Annotated in this window: 13 protein-coding genes; 4 read left to right on the top strand and 9 right to left on the bottom strand. The window is 54.1% G+C overall.

Annotation, left to right across the window (positions count from 1 at the left end; genetic code table 11):
* Positions 1–59: 59 nt before the first annotated feature.
* The 9 genes from recA to Q8R39_04175 all read right to left on the bottom strand — a co-directional run bounded on the left by recA (position 60) and on the right by Q8R39_04175 (position 7,849).
* Positions 60–1,106, bottom strand: coding sequence for a recombinase RecA (recA, locus tag Q8R39_04215; protein MDP3735603.1), 1,047 nt, complete (start codon positions 1,104–1,106; stop codon positions 60–62).
* 42 nt (positions 1,107–1,148) lie between these two features.
* Positions 1,149–2,417 (bottom strand): HEPN domain-containing protein, encoded by a 1,269-nt coding sequence (locus Q8R39_04210; GenBank protein ID MDP3735602.1) that lies wholly within the window; start codon positions 2,415–2,417, stop codon positions 1,149–1,151.
* Positions 2,404–2,856, bottom strand: a complete 453-nt coding sequence (locus Q8R39_04205) for a nucleotidyltransferase domain-containing protein (protein MDP3735601.1) — start codon at positions 2,854–2,856, stop codon at positions 2,404–2,406. Before Q8R39_04205 ends, Q8R39_04210 begins: the two co-directional genes overlap by 14 nt.
* A gap of 335 nt (positions 2,857–3,191) precedes the next feature.
* Positions 3,192–3,614 carry a type II toxin-antitoxin system VapC family toxin gene (locus tag Q8R39_04200; GenBank protein MDP3735600.1) on the bottom strand — a complete coding sequence of 141 codons (423 nt, stop codon included), beginning with the start codon at positions 3,612–3,614 and terminating at the stop codon, positions 3,192–3,194.
* 218 nt (positions 3,615–3,832) lie between these two features.
* Entirely contained in the window at positions 3,833–4,015 is a 183-nt protein-coding gene (locus Q8R39_04195; protein ID MDP3735599.1) for a DUF5678 domain-containing protein, read from the bottom strand.
* Positions 4,016–4,059: 44 nt separating this feature from the next.
* Complete coding sequence (locus Q8R39_04190) at positions 4,060–4,530, bottom strand: hypothetical protein (GenBank protein ID MDP3735598.1); 471 nt, start codon at positions 4,528–4,530, stop codon at positions 4,060–4,062.
* A gap of 214 nt (positions 4,531–4,744) precedes the next feature.
* The gene (locus tag Q8R39_04185) at positions 4,745–4,942 is read right to left on the bottom strand and encodes a hypothetical protein (GenBank protein MDP3735597.1); all 198 of its coding nucleotides are present in this window, start codon (positions 4,940–4,942) and stop codon (positions 4,745–4,747) included.
* Positions 4,943–4,946: 4 nt separating this feature from the next.
* Entirely contained in the window at positions 4,947–5,315 is a 369-nt protein-coding gene (locus Q8R39_04180; protein ID MDP3735596.1) for a hypothetical protein, read from the bottom strand.
* A 149-nt stretch (positions 5,316–5,464) separates the two neighbouring features.
* Positions 5,465–7,849 (bottom strand): DNA translocase FtsK 4TM domain-containing protein, encoded by a 2,385-nt coding sequence (locus Q8R39_04175; protein ID MDP3735595.1) that lies wholly within the window; start codon positions 7,847–7,849, stop codon positions 5,465–5,467.
* 332 nt (positions 7,850–8,181) lie between these two features.
* Here Q8R39_04175 and Q8R39_04170 point away from each other — a divergent pair, with 332 nt between their 5' ends.
* The 4 genes from Q8R39_04170 to Q8R39_04155 all read left to right on the top strand — a co-directional run bounded on the left by Q8R39_04170 (position 8,182) and on the right by Q8R39_04155 (position 16,519).
* Positions 8,182–9,075 (top strand): DeoR family transcriptional regulator, encoded by an 894-nt coding sequence (locus tag Q8R39_04170; GenBank protein ID MDP3735594.1) that lies wholly within the window; start codon positions 8,182–8,184, stop codon positions 9,073–9,075.
* An 885-nt stretch (positions 9,076–9,960) separates the two neighbouring features.
* Positions 9,961–13,731, top strand: coding sequence for a hypothetical protein (locus Q8R39_04165; protein MDP3735593.1), 3,771 nt, complete (start codon positions 9,961–9,963; stop codon positions 13,729–13,731).
* A 422-nt stretch (positions 13,732–14,153) separates the two neighbouring features.
* Positions 14,154–14,900, top strand: coding sequence for a hypothetical protein (locus Q8R39_04160; GenBank protein ID MDP3735592.1), 747 nt, complete (start codon positions 14,154–14,156; stop codon positions 14,898–14,900).
* A gap of 290 nt (positions 14,901–15,190) precedes the next feature.
* Positions 15,191–16,519: a hypothetical protein gene (locus tag Q8R39_04155; protein MDP3735591.1), complete on the top strand. Its 1,329-nt coding sequence runs from the start codon at positions 15,191–15,193 to the stop codon at positions 16,517–16,519.
* Position 16,520 lies beyond the last annotated feature (1 nt).

Below are 16,520 nucleotides of genomic sequence, written 5' to 3'. Positions count from 1 at the left end.
CTGGCAAAGCCAGAGCGGCGCGTTTCTATCCGCACGTCGTAGCCCCCAGTTACTCGTGACTAGTTACCAGTCTCCAGTCTCGTCATCGCACCGCGGATTTGCTTGAGGAGGTCGGCCGCGACCTTGGGATTGTCTTTGAGGAAGGTGCGGGCGGCGTCGTAGCCGCGGCCGAGTTTGTGCTCGCCGTAGCTGTAGGAGGCGCCGGATTTCTCAATCAGCTTGTACTTCTCTCCAAGCGCGAGGAGCTCTCCCTCGCGAGCGATGCCCTCACCGTAGAGGAGGTCGAACTCGGTGGAGCGGAACGGCGGCGCGACTTTGTTTTTCACTACTTTGACCCGCACTCTCCCGCCGACGACTTCCTCGCCTTTCTTAATTTGCGCGATGCGGCGGATGTCGAGTCGCACCGAGGTGTAAAATTTGAGCGCTTTGCCGCCCGGAGTGGTTTCGGGATTTCCCCACTGGACCCCGATCTGCATCCGGATTTGGTTGATGAAAATGACGACGGTTTTGCTCTTTGCGACGATTGCCGTGAGCTTGCGCAGCGCCTGGCTCATGAGGCGAGCTTGCTTTCCCATGTGTTGCGCGCCCATCTCGCCTTCGATCTCGTCTTTTGGCGTGAGTGCCGCGACGGAGTCAATGACGACGACGTCAATTTTCCCCGAGCGCACGAGGGACTCGGTGATCTCGAGCGCCTGCTCGCCGGTGTCCGGCTGGGAGATCAAGAGCTCCGCAGTCTTCACGCCGAGTTTTTTTGAATACTCCGGGTCGAGCGCGTGCTCGGCGTCAATGAACGCGCACACGCCGCCCTTTTTCTGCGCCTCGGCGACGATGTGAAGCGCCAAGGAGGTCTTCCCGGAACTTTCTGGGCCAAAGATTTCGATAATCCTGCCGCGCGGGATGCCGCCGATGCCAAGCGCGTAGTCGAGCCCGATCGAGCCGGTGGGGATCGCGTCAACGCCAACCTTCGGCTGGTCGCCGAGCTTCATAATCGCCTCCTCGCCGAACTTGGTCTTGATCTGCCGTATCGCGTCGTCAATCGCGGTGTTCGTGGCGCTCGCGGCGCCCGACGCTTTTTCGGTTTTGTTGTCGTCAGGTTTTTTGGGCATGGTGGTGGCTAAGAATTATGAATCAAGAAGCATGAATTATGGTTACGATGATTTTATGAATTTGAAAGTGGAGAGAATGTGATTAAAAATTTCCTCTCGGAACTCATCTTCTATGTCTATATCAGCAATTTCTATTATTGGGCGTTTTCCCTTTATATACGCAAAGCTTGATATGAAGAATCCAGGAATGTTTCTAAATATAAAAATTTCACCACCATTTTTTATAGCGATCTGATCAAATGGTAAATTTTGATCGAAGGGCTTCCATGTGTTCCCCGGTTTGCTCAAATACTCTTCGATGGAAAGATTATCTGGGTTCGAGAATATATCAATTAGAATGTCTCCCCAATAAACACCATCGTGTGAGGGTAAGTTCTCTTTGCTGGGTAGTTTCATTCCGGGACGCAAGAGCGATAAATCATTAATGCCATCTGTTCGAATGCTCCATGTAGATGGATATTGAAACTCAAACCCATACTCCTCATTACGATACGTCTTCCAGTCTGAGGTGTCGATTGACGAGAGAGTGTTTGCGTCGGGTGGTTGGACATTGGAGTTTAGAGGACTGGACTCCGCGTCATGCATGCATCCGCCACGGGCCGGTTGCCATGATGTTCCTTCGGGACACATACATTGTAGACACATCCCCGCGTTTGGCGGAGGATTTTCCGGGCAGGATACGGCCGTGCCGCCGGTTAATTCACACAGTCGGTCGTAGGAATCAGTCGCGTCTGTCGGGCCTGTTGGTGCGCCGATTGTCTCATCGGAAATTGGATACGTCTGTTGCGGAGTCGCGCTCCACGGTCGCGCGATCATCAGTGCCGCGAACAGAGCAAGCGCGCCGCCGGTCACCACGAGAAACCCGAGCGCGCCGAAGCCGCGATCTGCTTCAGCGCTGTAGGTGAGTATTTTGAGTTTTTCTTGCACGAATTCTTTCACGCGAATCGCCGCTGCGAACGCCGCTTCACACTCATTCCAATCGTAGTCTGGCGTATCAGCTGGGTACCGCGTGTCGCGGTAGAACGACGTGAGGAAGAGGCAGTCTTCTTTGAGCTTCGCAAATTCCGCATCGAGGTCTCGGCAGTGCTCGAGCAGCACATCAAGCGGGTGAATTTTCGGGTACCACCGGCTCTGGTGCACCAGGAACGCTTTGAGATATTTCTCGGCAAGTTGCTGTGAGAAAAAGCAGACCGGCATCGGCGGCGCGTCGCGGTGTTTGAGGATTGAGCGAGCGGTGAGTTCATCGTCGGTCGCCCGCTTGACCCATTCTTCAGTCTGCAATTCTTGTTCCGAGAGTTTATGTTTTTTCATAGAGCACGGTGCCGCGGTCGAGGATGTCATTCACGAAGAAGTCTCCTATGTGGACGCGTTTTTCCATCTCTTCCGGCGTGTAGATGAGCAAGTCCATGGGTGGAAACTTGTTGCCGAACAGTTTCATTCGCAGTTCATATTCTCGCTCCCGACGTTTTTTTGGAGAATCTTTTACGATAAACAGATCGAGATCGCTCCACTCATGTGGTACGCCCCAGGCCCACGAGCCGAACAGGATTATTTTCTCCGGTTGATACTCTGCAACGATTTTTTCCGTTACCCGCTGTAGTTGCCGAGCAGCCTCCTCGCCGAACTTCGTCTTGATTTGCCGGATGCTCTCGTCAATCGCGGTGTTCGTGGCTGCTTGCCCGCCGAAGCCTTTGGCGGAGGCTGGGCCCGGCGCTTGCTCGTTTTTGTTGTCGTCAGGTTTTTTGGGCATGGTGGTAGCTAAGAATTATGAATCAAGAAGCATGAATTATGGTTACGATGATTTTATGAATTTGAAGGTGGAGAGAATCTGCTTGCTATTAAGTATCATTAGATTTATCTCCAATATTTTGTTACCAGGTGCAGGTAAAATGAAATAGTTCGTTAAAACTCCCTCTGACCCTCCAATATAAATGCCGTCTACATCGTCCACAACCTTATTCTTGACAGAAAAAGTACTTGGCGTAAGGCCACAGAATTCCTTTCTGGAGTGTATGGCCCATACTTATTCCACCAATCAATCACTGACAACTTTTCTTTATTATCCCATACAAGGTGTTCTGGAGCTCATGTTTTTCGTACAAACTGTTTCAAAAAATTTCCCGGTGTGAGTATGGGAAATGGGTTTGCTTGCAACACCTTTTCTTTCATGAAGTCTCGCGTATTCCAGGTGACGAGGACGTCAGCGCATGCTTTGATGGCGCTTGCCAAAATCGGCGCGTCATCGGTGCCTATTACCTCAAACGCTGTGCGTATTTCGGCGATGGTTGCGTCCGGAGCGACGAGAGGTGCATGCAGCATGAATGAGAGCCACGCGTCAGTGAGTAGTGGAAATTTGAGGCGTATGTTACGTTCCGCTTCCTCGATAACTTGATTTGAGAGGATGATTTTGAACAGTTGTTTATCGGCGAAGAGCGCTGCAAGCATCGCACCGGCGGCGCCGCTCGGTGAGTTGAGGCCTGCGAGCAGAGCGCTTGTGTCAACGAACACGCGCAATCTTTTTTGTATATCGTTTGTTCCACATATTCCGGCGCGTTTTTTTTACAGCATCAAGGAGCGTTGTTTCGGAGTATCGTCCGCCAGTACGTTTTTTCTCGGGCAACGAAAAATATGCCTCCAATTTTAATTCCTGGAGTTGCGTTTCGAGATCGGAAATTTTGTCGTAGAGGGTTGTTTGCGTCATGGTTTTTATTTTAGCTATACGACCGTCAGTCCTTTCGGGACGCTGACGAGCAGATCTGTCTCCATGTCTTTTCTGGAAGATTCTGCCGGGCCTTTGTGAACGCCTCAACGGAATTTTTGCCCGCAGCGACAATCTTACCGTTCGCGATTGCAATCTGTTTGCCGCCGTACTTTTTGATGTCGATGATGGGAAGTTTTGGTGCGTGCATAGGAAAACTATACACCGAGATGCTCAAAAATCAATTGGATCGCATTACGGCGACTCACTCAATACACATTTACCGCTGAGGCATTTTGCAAATGGCGTGCGGCATAAATAATCGCATATGCCACCGTGATAATTCTTACATTGGACTTTCCATACATCAACATATTTCTGCTCGTGCATTTTATTTACCGGCATGCCACATTCGCACGTGCTGCAGATGGTTGAGACAATAACACAATCTGTATCGAGAGTGCAGGATTGGTCGTTTGTTGGAATTTGAACGGCTGCTGTGCTTGGGGTTGCGTAGGTCGGTTGCCCAACAACGGGCGGTTGTGGAGCAGAGGTAGGGCGCATGTTTTTTTCTGATGGTGGCCGGATTTCGGGTACGACTTTCGGGGTTGTTGTTTGCCACGGCCGCGCGATCACGAGCGCCGCGAACAGAGCAAGCGCGACGCCGACCGCAACGAGAAACCCGAGCGAGCCGAAGCCGGCATGTGGAGGTGTCTTGGAGTTCATATTTTTTTATCGGAGTGCTTCCGGGTGCTTGCGCGTGTAGTAGACAATGGCAATGGCGTTTATGGCGAGCAAAACAAACAGGATTATGGTTTGCGAAGTGTTTGAGTCCATAGTTATTTTTTTCGATCACTAATAATAAGCCACATGATGCCCATGAGCGCGATGATGCTTGCTGCGATATAGAATGTAAGCAGATTCATAGATGCATGTTCGGCTACCCTTTTTTCTGTAGATGCACCGCAACTATCAGGAAGAATATGGTCAAGACGCTACCAGAAATGATTGTTGTCGTCGGGGCGGGCACATTACCGTTTTGGATGAGTACGCCAACGACCATCGAGCCGAAAACGATCTTTGCTCCATCGGCGAAGAAATTCGAGAGCACCTGTGCGGTTGCGGCTTCGTTTTTCATATTCTCAGGGTCGGTAGATGATTTCGAGTTTTTTCTCTTTCATCCTACCAAACTTGTCTTCTGCCGCAACGGTGAAAAGGTTGTAGCCCGGGGAGACGAGGATGCTCTCTTCGAATTGGCCGCCCTCATCGGTGAGGAGCTCGCGGCCGTTTAGTGTGATGAATGCGGCGTTTGCAATCTCGCCTGCGACAGTAATCAGGGGCTCACGGACCGTCGCGCCGTTCTCCGGCGTGCGTACCGCGATCGTGATACCGGCAAGATACGCATGCGCTTCAACTGCGGCGTACACAAGCAGCGCGCCGCCGGCGAGGAGGAGGAGGGCGGCGTTGAGCAGCGTTCGGAGCCGAAAGGGAGACCGATAGAAATTTTTCATACCTACTTTGAATTTTCAATTTTACAATTTTCAATTTTCAATCAATTTTGCAATGACACAATTTTCAAACACGACGTCGTCCATCATTGAGTCATTGGAACATTGAAAATTTATTGAAAATTGAAAATTGATAATTGAAAATTTTAGTCTCATACTTCACCGCGCTCTCTCTCATCCGCGCTTTCGTTGCCTTCCCGCACCAATATGTCCCTCGGCTTCGATCCATCCGCCGGGCCGACGACGCCGCGCTCCTCGAGCATGTCGACGAGACGCGCGGCGCGCGCGTAGCCAACGCGGAGGCGTCTCTGGAGGAGGGACGTTGAGGCCTTGTCTGCGCGCATCACGACCTCTCGCGCCTGCTCGTAGAGCAGGTCATCGTCGCCGCCATCCTCATCGAGCGGGAGCGCGACCGAGCCATACGAGTCAGCGTTTTCGCTCGTGAGCACGATGTGCTCCGGCGGCAGCGCATCGTAGTTCGCCGCGACGTGGCCCACCACTTTTTTGACTTCCGTCTCGGAGATAAAGGCGGACTGGAGGCGCTGTGGTTTCGCCATGTCCCCTGCAAGGTAGAGCATATCGCCGGCGCCAAGGAGGGTCTCGGCGCCGCCGCTGTCGAGTATGGTGCGCGAGTCTATCTGCGAGGCGACCTGGAAGGCGATCCGCGTCGGGATGTTGGCCTTGATGAGGCCAGTGATTACATTGACGCTCGGCCGCTGCGTCGAGAGCACGAGGTGGATGCCGACGGCGCGGCTCATCTGTGCGAGGCGCACGATCGCGGCTTCAAGCTCTCGCGGATAGGCGGCCATGATGTCGGCAAGCTCGTCTATCACGATGGCGATATAGGGCATGCGCTCGGGGAGCGCGGGGGTGTCAGGGATGCCGACGCTCTCCTCGCTCGCGGCGTCGACCTCCGCCGCACCAGCATAGGCAGGTGCGACGATGTTTTTGTGGTACGACTCGATGTCGCGCACCTTCTCTGCTTCAAGCACGTCGTAACGCCGATCCATCTCCTTCGCCGCCCAGCGCAATGAGAGGATTGCTTGACGCGCATTCGTGACGACCGGGGTGAGGAGGTGGGGAATAGTGTTATAGAGCGTGAGTTCAACTCGCTTTGGGTCTATGAGTATGATCCGGAGATGCTCAGGAGCGTTGCGATAGAGGAGCGAGGTCACGAGCGCGTGGATCGCGACCGACTTCCCGGAGCCGGTCGCGCCCGCTATGAGGAGGTGCGGCATTTTTGTAAGGCTCGCATAATGCGCTTTGCCGGTAATGCTCTTGCCGAGGACGACGAGGAGCGGTTTGTCCGAGTTGCTGAATTCCTCGGTGTCGACGAGGTGCGCGAGACCGACGGTGGTTTTTGCCGTGTTCGGAAGCTCGATGCCGACCTGCGATTTGCCCGGAATCGGCGCCTCGATCCTAATCGGATGCGCCGCAAGAGCGAGCGAGAGCTCGTTTTTGAGACCGACGATGCGCGAGAGTTTGACGCCCTCGGCGGGTTTCAGCGCATAGCGGGTGACCGTCGGGCCGATTGAAACTTCTTCAATTTCGACCGTGATGCCGAAATTTGAGAGCGTGCGTTTGATGATGTTCGTGTTCGCCTTGATATCGCCGACGCCGGGTTTGCCGCGATCACCCTCAAGGAGGGAGACCGGCGGCGGGATGTAGCGACCGGTCGCGACGAGCGTGCGGAGTTCTATATCCGGTTCTGTCGGCGCTGCTTCCCGGCGGCGCGGGATCGAAGCAGGGCGCGGGGCGCCTTGTTTGCCGGGAGCGGTTGACTCAGCCTCCGTGCTCGTTTTTGCACCTTCTCCTTCCGGAGAGGCAGGCGGGGAAGACGGGGTGATAGATGGATCGCTGCTCGATCCCGTGATGGGGGATCGTTTCTCGGAGAGCGCACCTTCGCCCTCGCTCGACTTCAGATGCTCGGCGTCAAGCCCGGAGACAGTGTACGAGTCTTCAGAGGAAGACTCGCCCTTTTTCTTTCGCTCTTTGATCGCACGCACGAGAGCGGCAATGCGCCCGGTGGGGAGGTGCGTATCGAAGAGTACGAGAAGCGTGATTGCTATGAGCGCTACAAGCAGCACGATGCTCGCCAGACGCTCAAAGAGCTGGCTCAACGTCCGCGCGAAGAGTCCGCCGACGACTCCTCCCCGGGTCTCTGCGAGGAGTTCGATCAGCGCGAGTCCCGCGAGAAAGAAAACGAATGCGCCGACGAGGCGCAGCGGCGTAAGCGCGGCTTGCGTGGTGCGAAAAAAGGCGGTCGCCACACCGATCGCACCTAGGGGGATGAGGTAGTAGCCGACGCCGAGGAAATGCGAGAGCAGTCGGTACGTCGAGTCGCCGACGGGCCCCGCTTTGCCGAGTGCCGCAAGCAAGAGAAAAGCAGCTGTCCCTGCGAGTGCAATCGCGACAGCGTGATAGATCGTCTCGTGGCTGAGGCTCTGCGGCTCGGGAAGCTCCTCTTCCGTCTCGTCGTAGTCGCGCTCCTCTTTTTCCCGACGCGGGCGTTTTTGTTTTTTGGAGTCTTTTGACATAACCGAAATGGTAGTAGCTTTTGCCTTTACATAGATTAGCACACAGGTTGCGTTTCCTCATCTCGAGAAATCGTAAGGACGTGCAGCAAGCAGTAAGCACCCTGCATCTTCGACGGAAAACACAGGACGCACGATGCACGGACACGTCAGGATCGTGCTTGCTGCGTGTTGCTTATTGCTTGGTGCAAGTGTGATGCAAAAGGACACTCGCTTGCTTACTGTGTGTCTTTTTGGTAATTTTGACAAATAGACATACATAAAGGACATATGTATTTTGTAGAGTAGCATATAAAGGACATATAAAAGACATAATATAAAATACCAAAATTACTATGCCAGATATGCTTGAGAACAATTCGCAAGGACTTTTTCTATTTAAAAAGACAGAAGCGATCGTCTCGGCGATTTATCTCATGTCGGGTCTTTTATCGGACCAAGAGCCGCTCAAGTGGCGGCTGCGCGCTCTTGGGTCAGAAATCCTCGAGATGGCGGTGTCCTTTTTCGACAGGGGGGTCGCCAGCACCGGATCTGGCACTGACTCAGGGGTAGCGATCGAGCGGTGCGCGCGACTTGCGTGCTCCTACTTGGAGGTCTTGGTTCGCGGCCGTACTCTCTCCGGGAGGAACGTCGAACTGGTGACGCAGGAGATCGAGCGTCTGATACAACTCTTCCGAGGTACGCCTGTGGCCAGCGTAGAAAAAATCCGGGCGGAGACAGAGGAATTGCTCAGAGCACCTTCGCTCGGCGAGAGTTGCGACGAGATAGCGCTCTCTCCTCTGCTGCAGCAGCCGGGTTCTTCACGTGCCGCCGTCTTGTCAAGGAAGCATAGTATCCCATCGTTCGCTCGCGACGGAAAGGGCTCAGCGGCAGAGACCGGAAAGCGGAGCACCATTCTCCAAGGGACGCAAAATCATCGAAGCGCGCCTCAACCACGGCCTGGAATAGCGGATATCGGAGGCAATGTGGCGAGGCGGACGCGTTTTTTAGAGGAGGCAGATCAGCGCCGCTCGGTAATTCTTGACCTCGTGCGCGCGAGGGGGAGGGTGACGGTAAAAGACGTGGCGAGACTACTTCCTCAATATAGTGGGAAGACAGCGCAACGGGAGCTCATTATCCTTGTCGAAAAGGGAGTGTTGCACCGAGAAGGAGCACGGCGGTGGAGCCGCTATACTTTGAAGGACGGTTCGCAGCTCCCACTAGCGTTGTTACCAGTGACCAGTAACTAGATTGTAATCGCTCGTCGCATTTTTTATCTTGTCAACCGTTGACTTTTAAAAGTGGCTGTGCGAGCGTAATCGTACTCTGCAGTGAAGTGAGATAAAGCCTTGCGCTTCGCGGCCCATTTGGAATTGCCTCAGCGCTTTACTACATGGCGTGTCGCACATGGGAAGAAACTCCGTTGCGTAGAGACTTTTGTCTCTAATACGTCGCGAGTTATCCACATATTGTGTTTGCAGGGATTTAAAGAGGGCTTATAATTCAGAATAAGTCTCTGAAGCGTAATTGTAGCAGAAGAGTGGAAGCGCGCTCGAGGGCAGTCTCGGTGACGCCCGAGGCGTAGCGCGTTTCGAGAGTTTTTTCTGCGTACACGTTCTTTGATAATTAGGCGTTGATTCAAAATCAATTGGACACAATTGCGTTTTTTGCATATTCAGATATCGTTTGGCGCGGAATGAGCGAATCCGAATCGTATCGAGATACGGTGAGGATTTCGCGATTGAGCACGAGCGATATATGGATGTGCAGAGAGCGCAAGATGTTCAATTTATTTTGAATCAACGCCTTATATATTCCGAAATGAGGACTATACAGAAAAAAAGCCTATGAAGGCGCATGAAATTGCGCACGAGAAAATTCGCACAATACGCCACATGATGAGTGAGAGGAAAATTTTTTTCTGAAGATTTAGAAAAAACCTGTAACGATAAACAACCATCGTATCATCACATTCCTCTAGACGGGACTTGCTGGTCGATACACAAGCAGCCCGTGAGAGGCGATACAAGACACGACGTTATTAGCCAAACAATTATCATAATTATTATTCTCATTAATTTTCAATTTTCGATCATCAAATCATTTCATTCGATCGATCGATTAAATTTATTAGTATGACTATGCAGTATCATTCTTCGAAATTCAGACGATTTGTTGCAGGGATGCTCGGTCTTGCACTTGTACTCAGCGTGGTCGGCGGCGTGCCCGTGGCATCCGCACAAACCACCGCTGATCTTCAGGCGCAAATTCAGAGCCTTCTTGCGCTCATCGCACAACTGCAAGCACAGCTTGCAGGGATTCAGGAGGGGGGTGGAGTTACACCGACGCCGTCTGTGTGTCCATACACATGGGTGCGCAATCTCACCGTGGGAAGCACGGGAGATGACGTAAGGAACCTCCAGCAATTCCTCAACGCCGATGCCGCAACACAGCTTGCGGTAAGCGGTGTCGGCTCTGCCGGCAACGAGACGAGCTACTTCGGCTCGATCAGCAAAGCGGCAGTGGTGAAGTTCCAGGATAAGTACGCCGCAGATGTGCTGACTCCGGTTGGCCTCTCGAAAGGCACGGGCTATGTTGGTCCCGCGACGAGGGCGAAGCTTAATATGCTTTGCTCCGCATCATCTGGTGGACCAACTCCAACTCCAACTCCAACTCCAACTCCAACGCCGACACCTACGCCAACACCGACGCCCACTCCGACTCCGGCGGCAGGCACAGGTCTTAGCGTTGCGGCTGCTGCAAACCAGCCGGCAAATTCTCTTGCAGTAGGCAGCGCATCACGCGTACCGTTCACGCGCGTGGTCTTTACCGCAGGCACCGACGGCGATGTGACGGTGAACAGCCTTCTCATCCGCCGCACCGGCCTCGGATCTGACGTGAACTTCGCTGGCCTCGTTCTTCTCGATGATGCGACCGGAAACCAGATCGGCCTCGCGAAGACGTTTAATTCTAACCACGAAGCGACGCTCAGCGAGCCATTCAAAGTGATGGCCGGACAGTCGCGGACGATGACCGTCGCAGGCAACATGGCCGCAAAGGCTTCCTTGAAGTCTGGTGAAATCGTCACTGTCGAGGTTGTCTCCGTGAACACGAGCGCGACCGTCACAGGAACGCTCCCGATCAAGGGAGCGACACACACGGTGAACGACCAGCTCTCAATCGGCACGGCGACGGTTTCCGTGGGCACACTTGACCCGAACGCAGCCATCACGAAAAATATCGGCTCGACCGCCTACACCTTCTCCGCAATCAAGGTTGAGGCAGGCACAAACGAGAAAGTTCGCATCAGATCTCTCCGTTGGAACCAAGCAGGCTCCGCAGGAAATGCTGACTTCGCGAACCTTATGACCCGCGTTGACGGCGTGGACTATCCCATGACCATTGACTCGGCCGGCAAGTACTACACCGTAACGTTCGGTGATGGCCTTGTTGTAGATAAGGGCATGTTTAAGGAGATCGCGGTTCGTGGCGATATCGTCGGCGGCTCGAACCGCACGATCATCTTCCACATCTTCAAGGATACTGATCTCTTTGTTACCGGTGAGACCTACGGCTTCGGCATTACCGCAAGCGCGGGCTCGACAGCAGCGGCAACAACCGCTTCCGAGTTCACGACCGGCACGCCGTGGTACGATGGTTCAACCATCACGATCGGCAAAGGCTCCATCACCGTGACGAAGTCGCAGAGCGTTGCAGCACAGAATGTGGCGGAAAACACGCTGAACGTAGCGCTCGGCGCATTTGACGTAGAAGTGAAGGGCGAGGCGATCTCAGTCGGCCGCACGGACTTCTACTTCGGTGTTACCGGCACCGGAAACGCGCTCGACATGACACAAGTGGTCCTTGCTGATGCAAACGGGAGCGTCGTTGCAGGTCCAGTTGATGCCGCGGCGGTAGGAACGGGCGGCAGAGCACGCTTCACCGACAGCATCACCTTCCCGAAAGGCAAGAACACCTACTTCCTCAAAGGAAAGTACGGCACTGACTTTGCCAATAACGACACGGTGACCGCCTCGACGACACCGGCAGACGACTGGACAACCGTGACTGGCCAGGAGACGGGAGACACGATTACCCCCGGTCCGAGCTCACCAGTTGAGGGTCCGAAGATGACGGTGAAGGCGCCGGTCATCACAATCTCGGTCTCGTCCGTTCCGCTCGCGCAGACGATTGTGGCGGGCAATCCGTTTGTCTTTGCCAACTATCAGATGGATGCATCGGACTCCGGGGACGACATCCAGTTCACGCAGCTCCTTATGGACTACGAAGTGGTCTCAGGAGTAGCGACGAATATCTCGTCTTGTACGCTCCTCGATGGTACGACCGAGCTCACGACGGGCTCGAACCGCGCGTCTCCGACCGCGAGCAAAGATAATCAGGCGTTCACGCTCGATAGTCCGCTCGTGGTCCCGAAGGGTACGATCAAGTCTTTGGCGATGCGCTGCTCGACGACTGCCTCGAGCACCGGCCAGCAGTTCCGCTGGGGCATTGCCGCACTTTCAGCAGCGGCAAACCAGGCGACCGGTGTAACTTCCGGGCAGAGCCTCACGACAGCAGCGACGGGTATCACCATCAACACAAGCGTCGGCCAGATAATCACGCTCAACACCGGCGGCACATACACCGTTGTGGATGATTCAAGCCCCGGCTACTCGATCGTGACTCCAGGCATTGAAGCGACGCTGCTCAAACTCAAGTTCACCGGTACCACGGAAGACATCAATATTATGAAAGTCGGATTCCAGTTTGCGAGTGCCGCAACGAACACGCCAGTTGACCTCGTCGGCCAGAAGGTTACTCTCTGGGACGGCACAACGCAGGTTGGCGAGGCGCTCTTCGTCAATAATGGCGACTATGCGACTTCGACGATAAACAGCGCCACGCCGTTCACTGTTCCTGCAGGCGGCAGCAAGACTATGACCGTGAAGGGTACCGTCTCTGCTATCAACTCAACTGCAGGCCCGCTCACCGCCTCCGGCGACCTTGTTGTCATCGCGTGGGATGCGCAGAACGTGAACAGCTCGACCCCGGTATCCGGCGGTAACTACGGGACTGGTGCCCAGGGCGGCACGAGTATAGCGGTGAGTTCGACGGCTGATGTGACACCGACCGGCGTGCGCGTGATGAGAGCATACCCGAAGTTTGAGAAAATTGACCTCTCAACTTCAGAGCGCGTGCTCCAGACCGGCTCCAACAAGGTGCTCTATAAGTTCAAGGTGACGGCAATGAACGGCCCGGTGGCGTTTACCAAGTTTACCTTCCAGCACAGCAGCTCAACTGGTACATTTGCGAAGGCAACGACGTCGAAGTATGCGCTTTACGTTTACACCGATGCGTTCACGACTCCGGACTCGACCTTCCAGTCAACGACTGCGGGTGACAACGGCGCTGATGGCCTCCTGAACTCCAACTCCTGCTATGGTAACGAGAACAGTCAGACCACGGCGAACACAGTTGGCATCGCTGACACTGGCATTGAGATTACGCTTGATAAGAGTGCGACTGGTTGTTCTGGCGGCGGCGTTGCAACAACGACGTATACCGTTCCGTCAGGTGCGACACGCTGGTTTGAGTTCCGTGCAACCGTTTCCAGTGTTGAGACGCAGACTGGCACCGAGTCGATCGACGTGCGGCTCAACGGCGATCTTGCCTACCCAACAGCGGTCCCGAGTCCGAATGGACTCAATGGTTCGTTCAATACCGCAGGATTTGCAATGAGCGATTCTGAGGGAATTGATACGGACACGAACGATGACCTGATCTGGTCGCCGCTCTCAACGACAACGACCGCAACGCTCCAAGCCCTTGACTGGACGAACGGCTACCAGGTACCGGGTCTTGCCGGAGTATCCATGGCAGCCGAGACGCTCACGTCGGCAAACTAGTCCTCTTGTGTCCGCGCTCGAAATTTCGAAATATCGATATATCGAAATATCGAGACGGAAGGACGGCAAACCCCCAACCACTTATGGTTGGGGGTTTGTTTTTTAGTGGAAGTTGGAAGTGAGAAATTAGAGGCTGGAACGAACGTCGGACATCCGATGTCCCCCACTAAAAAACCCAAAACCCAAATCACAAAACCCAAACAATTTCAAAAGCCCAAAACACAAATTCCCAAACCCGAACGGTCGCACTCCGTGTTTGGGCTTTGGTCTTTCGAAATTGGGCTTTGTTTGGGTTTTGTGCTTTGTGTTTTTGTGAGTTTCGTATTTCGCCTAGCTCGCTGAACGCGGGCAGCGGTCGGCCAGGGTGCTTCGGATTTCGTGACACGGTTGCATTTTCCCAGTATTCCCGTACACTTCTTTTTATGAAGACGAAGAAACTCGGCGCTATTTTCCTTATTGCAGGCTCCTTCGGCCTTGCTCTCTGGTATTTTTGGGGTGAGCTTCGAGACGGAGCCGACGTTGACAAGAGCGGTGTTTCGGGCACTGAAGATGTCGCAGGGGGCGGGGAAGTCGCCGTGCCAAACCTTGACGCACCGGTGTTTGCGGATTCGGTGAGCGCGACAGAGCAAGCGCGGCTTCGCCCAGATATCGAGCGTATCGTCGCGGCGCTCAACGAAGACTTGACCCTCTACGACTCGTGGCTTGACTTAGGATCCTATCGAAAACTTGCCGGCGATTATGCCGGCGCAGAAGAAATATGGCTCTACATGGCCGCGAACTGGCCGCATGACCGCGCCGCATACGAGAACTTGGGCGATCTCTATCACCTCTATATCCGCGACTACCCGCGCGCCGAGCGGTACTACCGCGCGGCACTTCGGCGCGATGACACGTACCCCGCATTGTATATGAAATTTTACGAACTTTATGCGCTCTCGTGGAGTGAGAAAAAGGAGCTTGCAGACGACATTCTCCTCGAGGGTCTCGGCAAGCTCCCCGGGCACATAGGCCTCCTCTTTACTCTTGCGGAGTATTATGCGAGCGATGGTGAACATGCAAGAGCGCGAGAATATTACCGGCAGGTACGCACACTTGCTGAACAGGCGGGCGATAGTAAGATGGTCGAGCGCGTGGACGAGGCGGTGGCGGCGTTAGGAACTGGTAACTAGTCACTCGTAACTGGTGATACGACGGGCGGATAGAAACACACCGCTCTGGCAAAGCCAGAGCGGTGTGTTTCCGTTCCCTAGTTACCAGTTACTGGTTGCTAGTTCCTCGCCACCGAGTTATCCACAGCGCTTTTCTTGCGCGTATGTTTTATACTGTAGTTAACATCTGCGACTTGGGCATCGCAGATAACCGCGTCGTCGCGTCTTGGTCGGTGCGGCACGCAATTTTTTAGACATTTTTATTATTCGCTTCATTAATTATAAGTATTCGTAACTGAATAAAGTTTCGTATGTTTACCTTTACTAGAAAGCAAAATGTATATACGAGTGCACTTGCCGTCGGCCTTGCGCTTGCGTTCGTGGCGCTCTCCGCATCCGCGGCATCAACGATTAGCACGAATATAACGACGAACGGCACACTCACTGTGGACGGCGCGAGCACGCTCACGGGTGTCGTGACCGTCGGAAGCACCGCAACCTCAACATTTGCGGGAAATGTGGATGCAGCCGGCGATATTGAAGCAGACCAGCTCTATACGTCGGGCACCGGCACGTCAACATTCAGTGGCGGGTTAAAGCTCCGTACCGGCGGGCTCACGATTAGTACAGTAGACTGTAGCGTATTTTCGAGTGGCGGCCTGTTGACGACTGACGCAAGTGGTAATGTTTATTGCACTGACGATAGTACTTCAGACGGATGGGTTGACGACGGGATCGTCCTTCGCCTCCAGGCAATAGGCGACCATGTGGCAATGGGGACGACGACCGAGACAGATGTTCGCTCTGTCGCGACGCTCACCGCGACCTCAACCGCAGGAAGCATCCTCACGCTCAAAACGCGGGCAGTTTCAGGCGGCCTTGACTATTCCGGAAGCTCTTTTGTTGTCGCGGACAGCGCTTCTACCACACTCTTTTCGATTGACGGTAAGGGCCGCATTGCGGGATTTGTCTCGAGCGCATCGTCTACCATTAATGGTGCGCTCACCGTCTCTGGCGCTGTCAATGCCTCGTCTACAGTTCTTACGACTGGATTGCTCACTGCATTTGGTGGTTTCATAAGCAATGCATCTTCTACGGTTGGTTCAACACTCACTGTCTCCGGCGTCTTCCAGGCCTCTTCAACCGCTCTTATCAGTGGTTTGACCACCGCAGTCGGCGGCTTCATTAGTAATGCTTCCTCAACCGTCGGCTCGACACTGAATGTCTCCGGCGTCTTCCAAGCGTCGTCCACGGCACTGACAGGCGGTTTACTCACCGCCGCTGGCGGCATCGTGAGCAGCGCGTCTTCAACCGTGAACTCCAGCCTCAATGTTTCCGGCGTGCTTAATGCATCATCCACCGTGTTTGCTCAGAACCTCCGTGTCGACACAGGGACGCTCGGCGTTGGTGCGACTTCAACCCCAGGGCAGGAAGTGGGCGTCCTTGGTGATGTTATTGCAAGTTCAGGAGCCACCACAACCATTATGCTTGATTCGACCGATGCAAACTCTGGTGGCTGTCTGCAACTGCGCAGTACGGATGGCGTATGGTACCGGCTATATATTGCGGCGACTTCAACTGCAAGCGTAGACTTCAGAAATCTCGTGATCGATAAAGGGAGTTGCCAATCACCATCGTAGT

This window comes from bacterium (genome assembly GCA_030697645.1).
GTDB lineage: Bacteria > Patescibacteriota > Minisyncoccia > Phycocordibacterales > VMGT01 > JAUYPI01.
The sequence above is the reverse complement of the archived record's forward strand: the minus strand, read 5'-3'. Positions and strand labels throughout refer to the sequence as shown.

Bases quoted from the DNA above. Each gene is read 5' to 3' on its own strand.
- recA (MDP3735603.1), bottom strand. From the start codon at position 1,106: ATGCCCAAAAAACCTGACGACAACAAAACCGAAAAAGCGTCGGGCGCC.
- Q8R39_04210 (MDP3735602.1), bottom strand. From the start codon at position 2,417: ATGAAAAAACATAAACTCTCGGAACAAGAATTGCAGACTGAAGAATGG.
- Q8R39_04205 (MDP3735601.1), bottom strand. From the start codon at position 2,856: ATGCCCAAAAAACCTGACGACAACAAAAACGAGCAAGCGCCGGGCCCA.
- Q8R39_04195 (MDP3735599.1), bottom strand. From the start codon at position 4,015: ATGCACGCACCAAAACTTCCCATCATCGACATCAAAAAGTACGGCGGC.
- Q8R39_04190 (MDP3735598.1), bottom strand. From the start codon at position 4,530: ATGAACTCCAAGACACCTCCACATGCCGGCTTCGGCTCGCTCGGGTTT.
- Q8R39_04185 (MDP3735597.1), bottom strand. From the start codon at position 4,942: ATGAAAAACGAAGCCGCAACCGCACAGGTGCTCTCGAATTTCTTCGCC.
- Q8R39_04180 (MDP3735596.1), bottom strand. From the start codon at position 5,315: ATGAAAAATTTCTATCGGTCTCCCTTTCGGCTCCGAACGCTGCTCAAC.
- Q8R39_04175 (MDP3735595.1), bottom strand. From the start codon at position 7,849: ATGTCAAAAGACTCCAAAAAACAAAAACGCCCGCGTCGGGAAAAAGAG.
- Q8R39_04170 (MDP3735594.1), top strand. From the start codon at position 8,182: ATGCCAGATATGCTTGAGAACAATTCGCAAGGACTTTTTCTATTTAAA.
- Q8R39_04165 (MDP3735593.1), top strand. From the start codon at position 9,961: ATGACTATGCAGTATCATTCTTCGAAATTCAGACGATTTGTTGCAGGG.
- Q8R39_04160 (MDP3735592.1), top strand. From the start codon at position 14,154: ATGAAGACGAAGAAACTCGGCGCTATTTTCCTTATTGCAGGCTCCTTC.
- Q8R39_04155 (MDP3735591.1), top strand. From the start codon at position 15,191: ATGTTTACCTTTACTAGAAAGCAAAATGTATATACGAGTGCACTTGCC.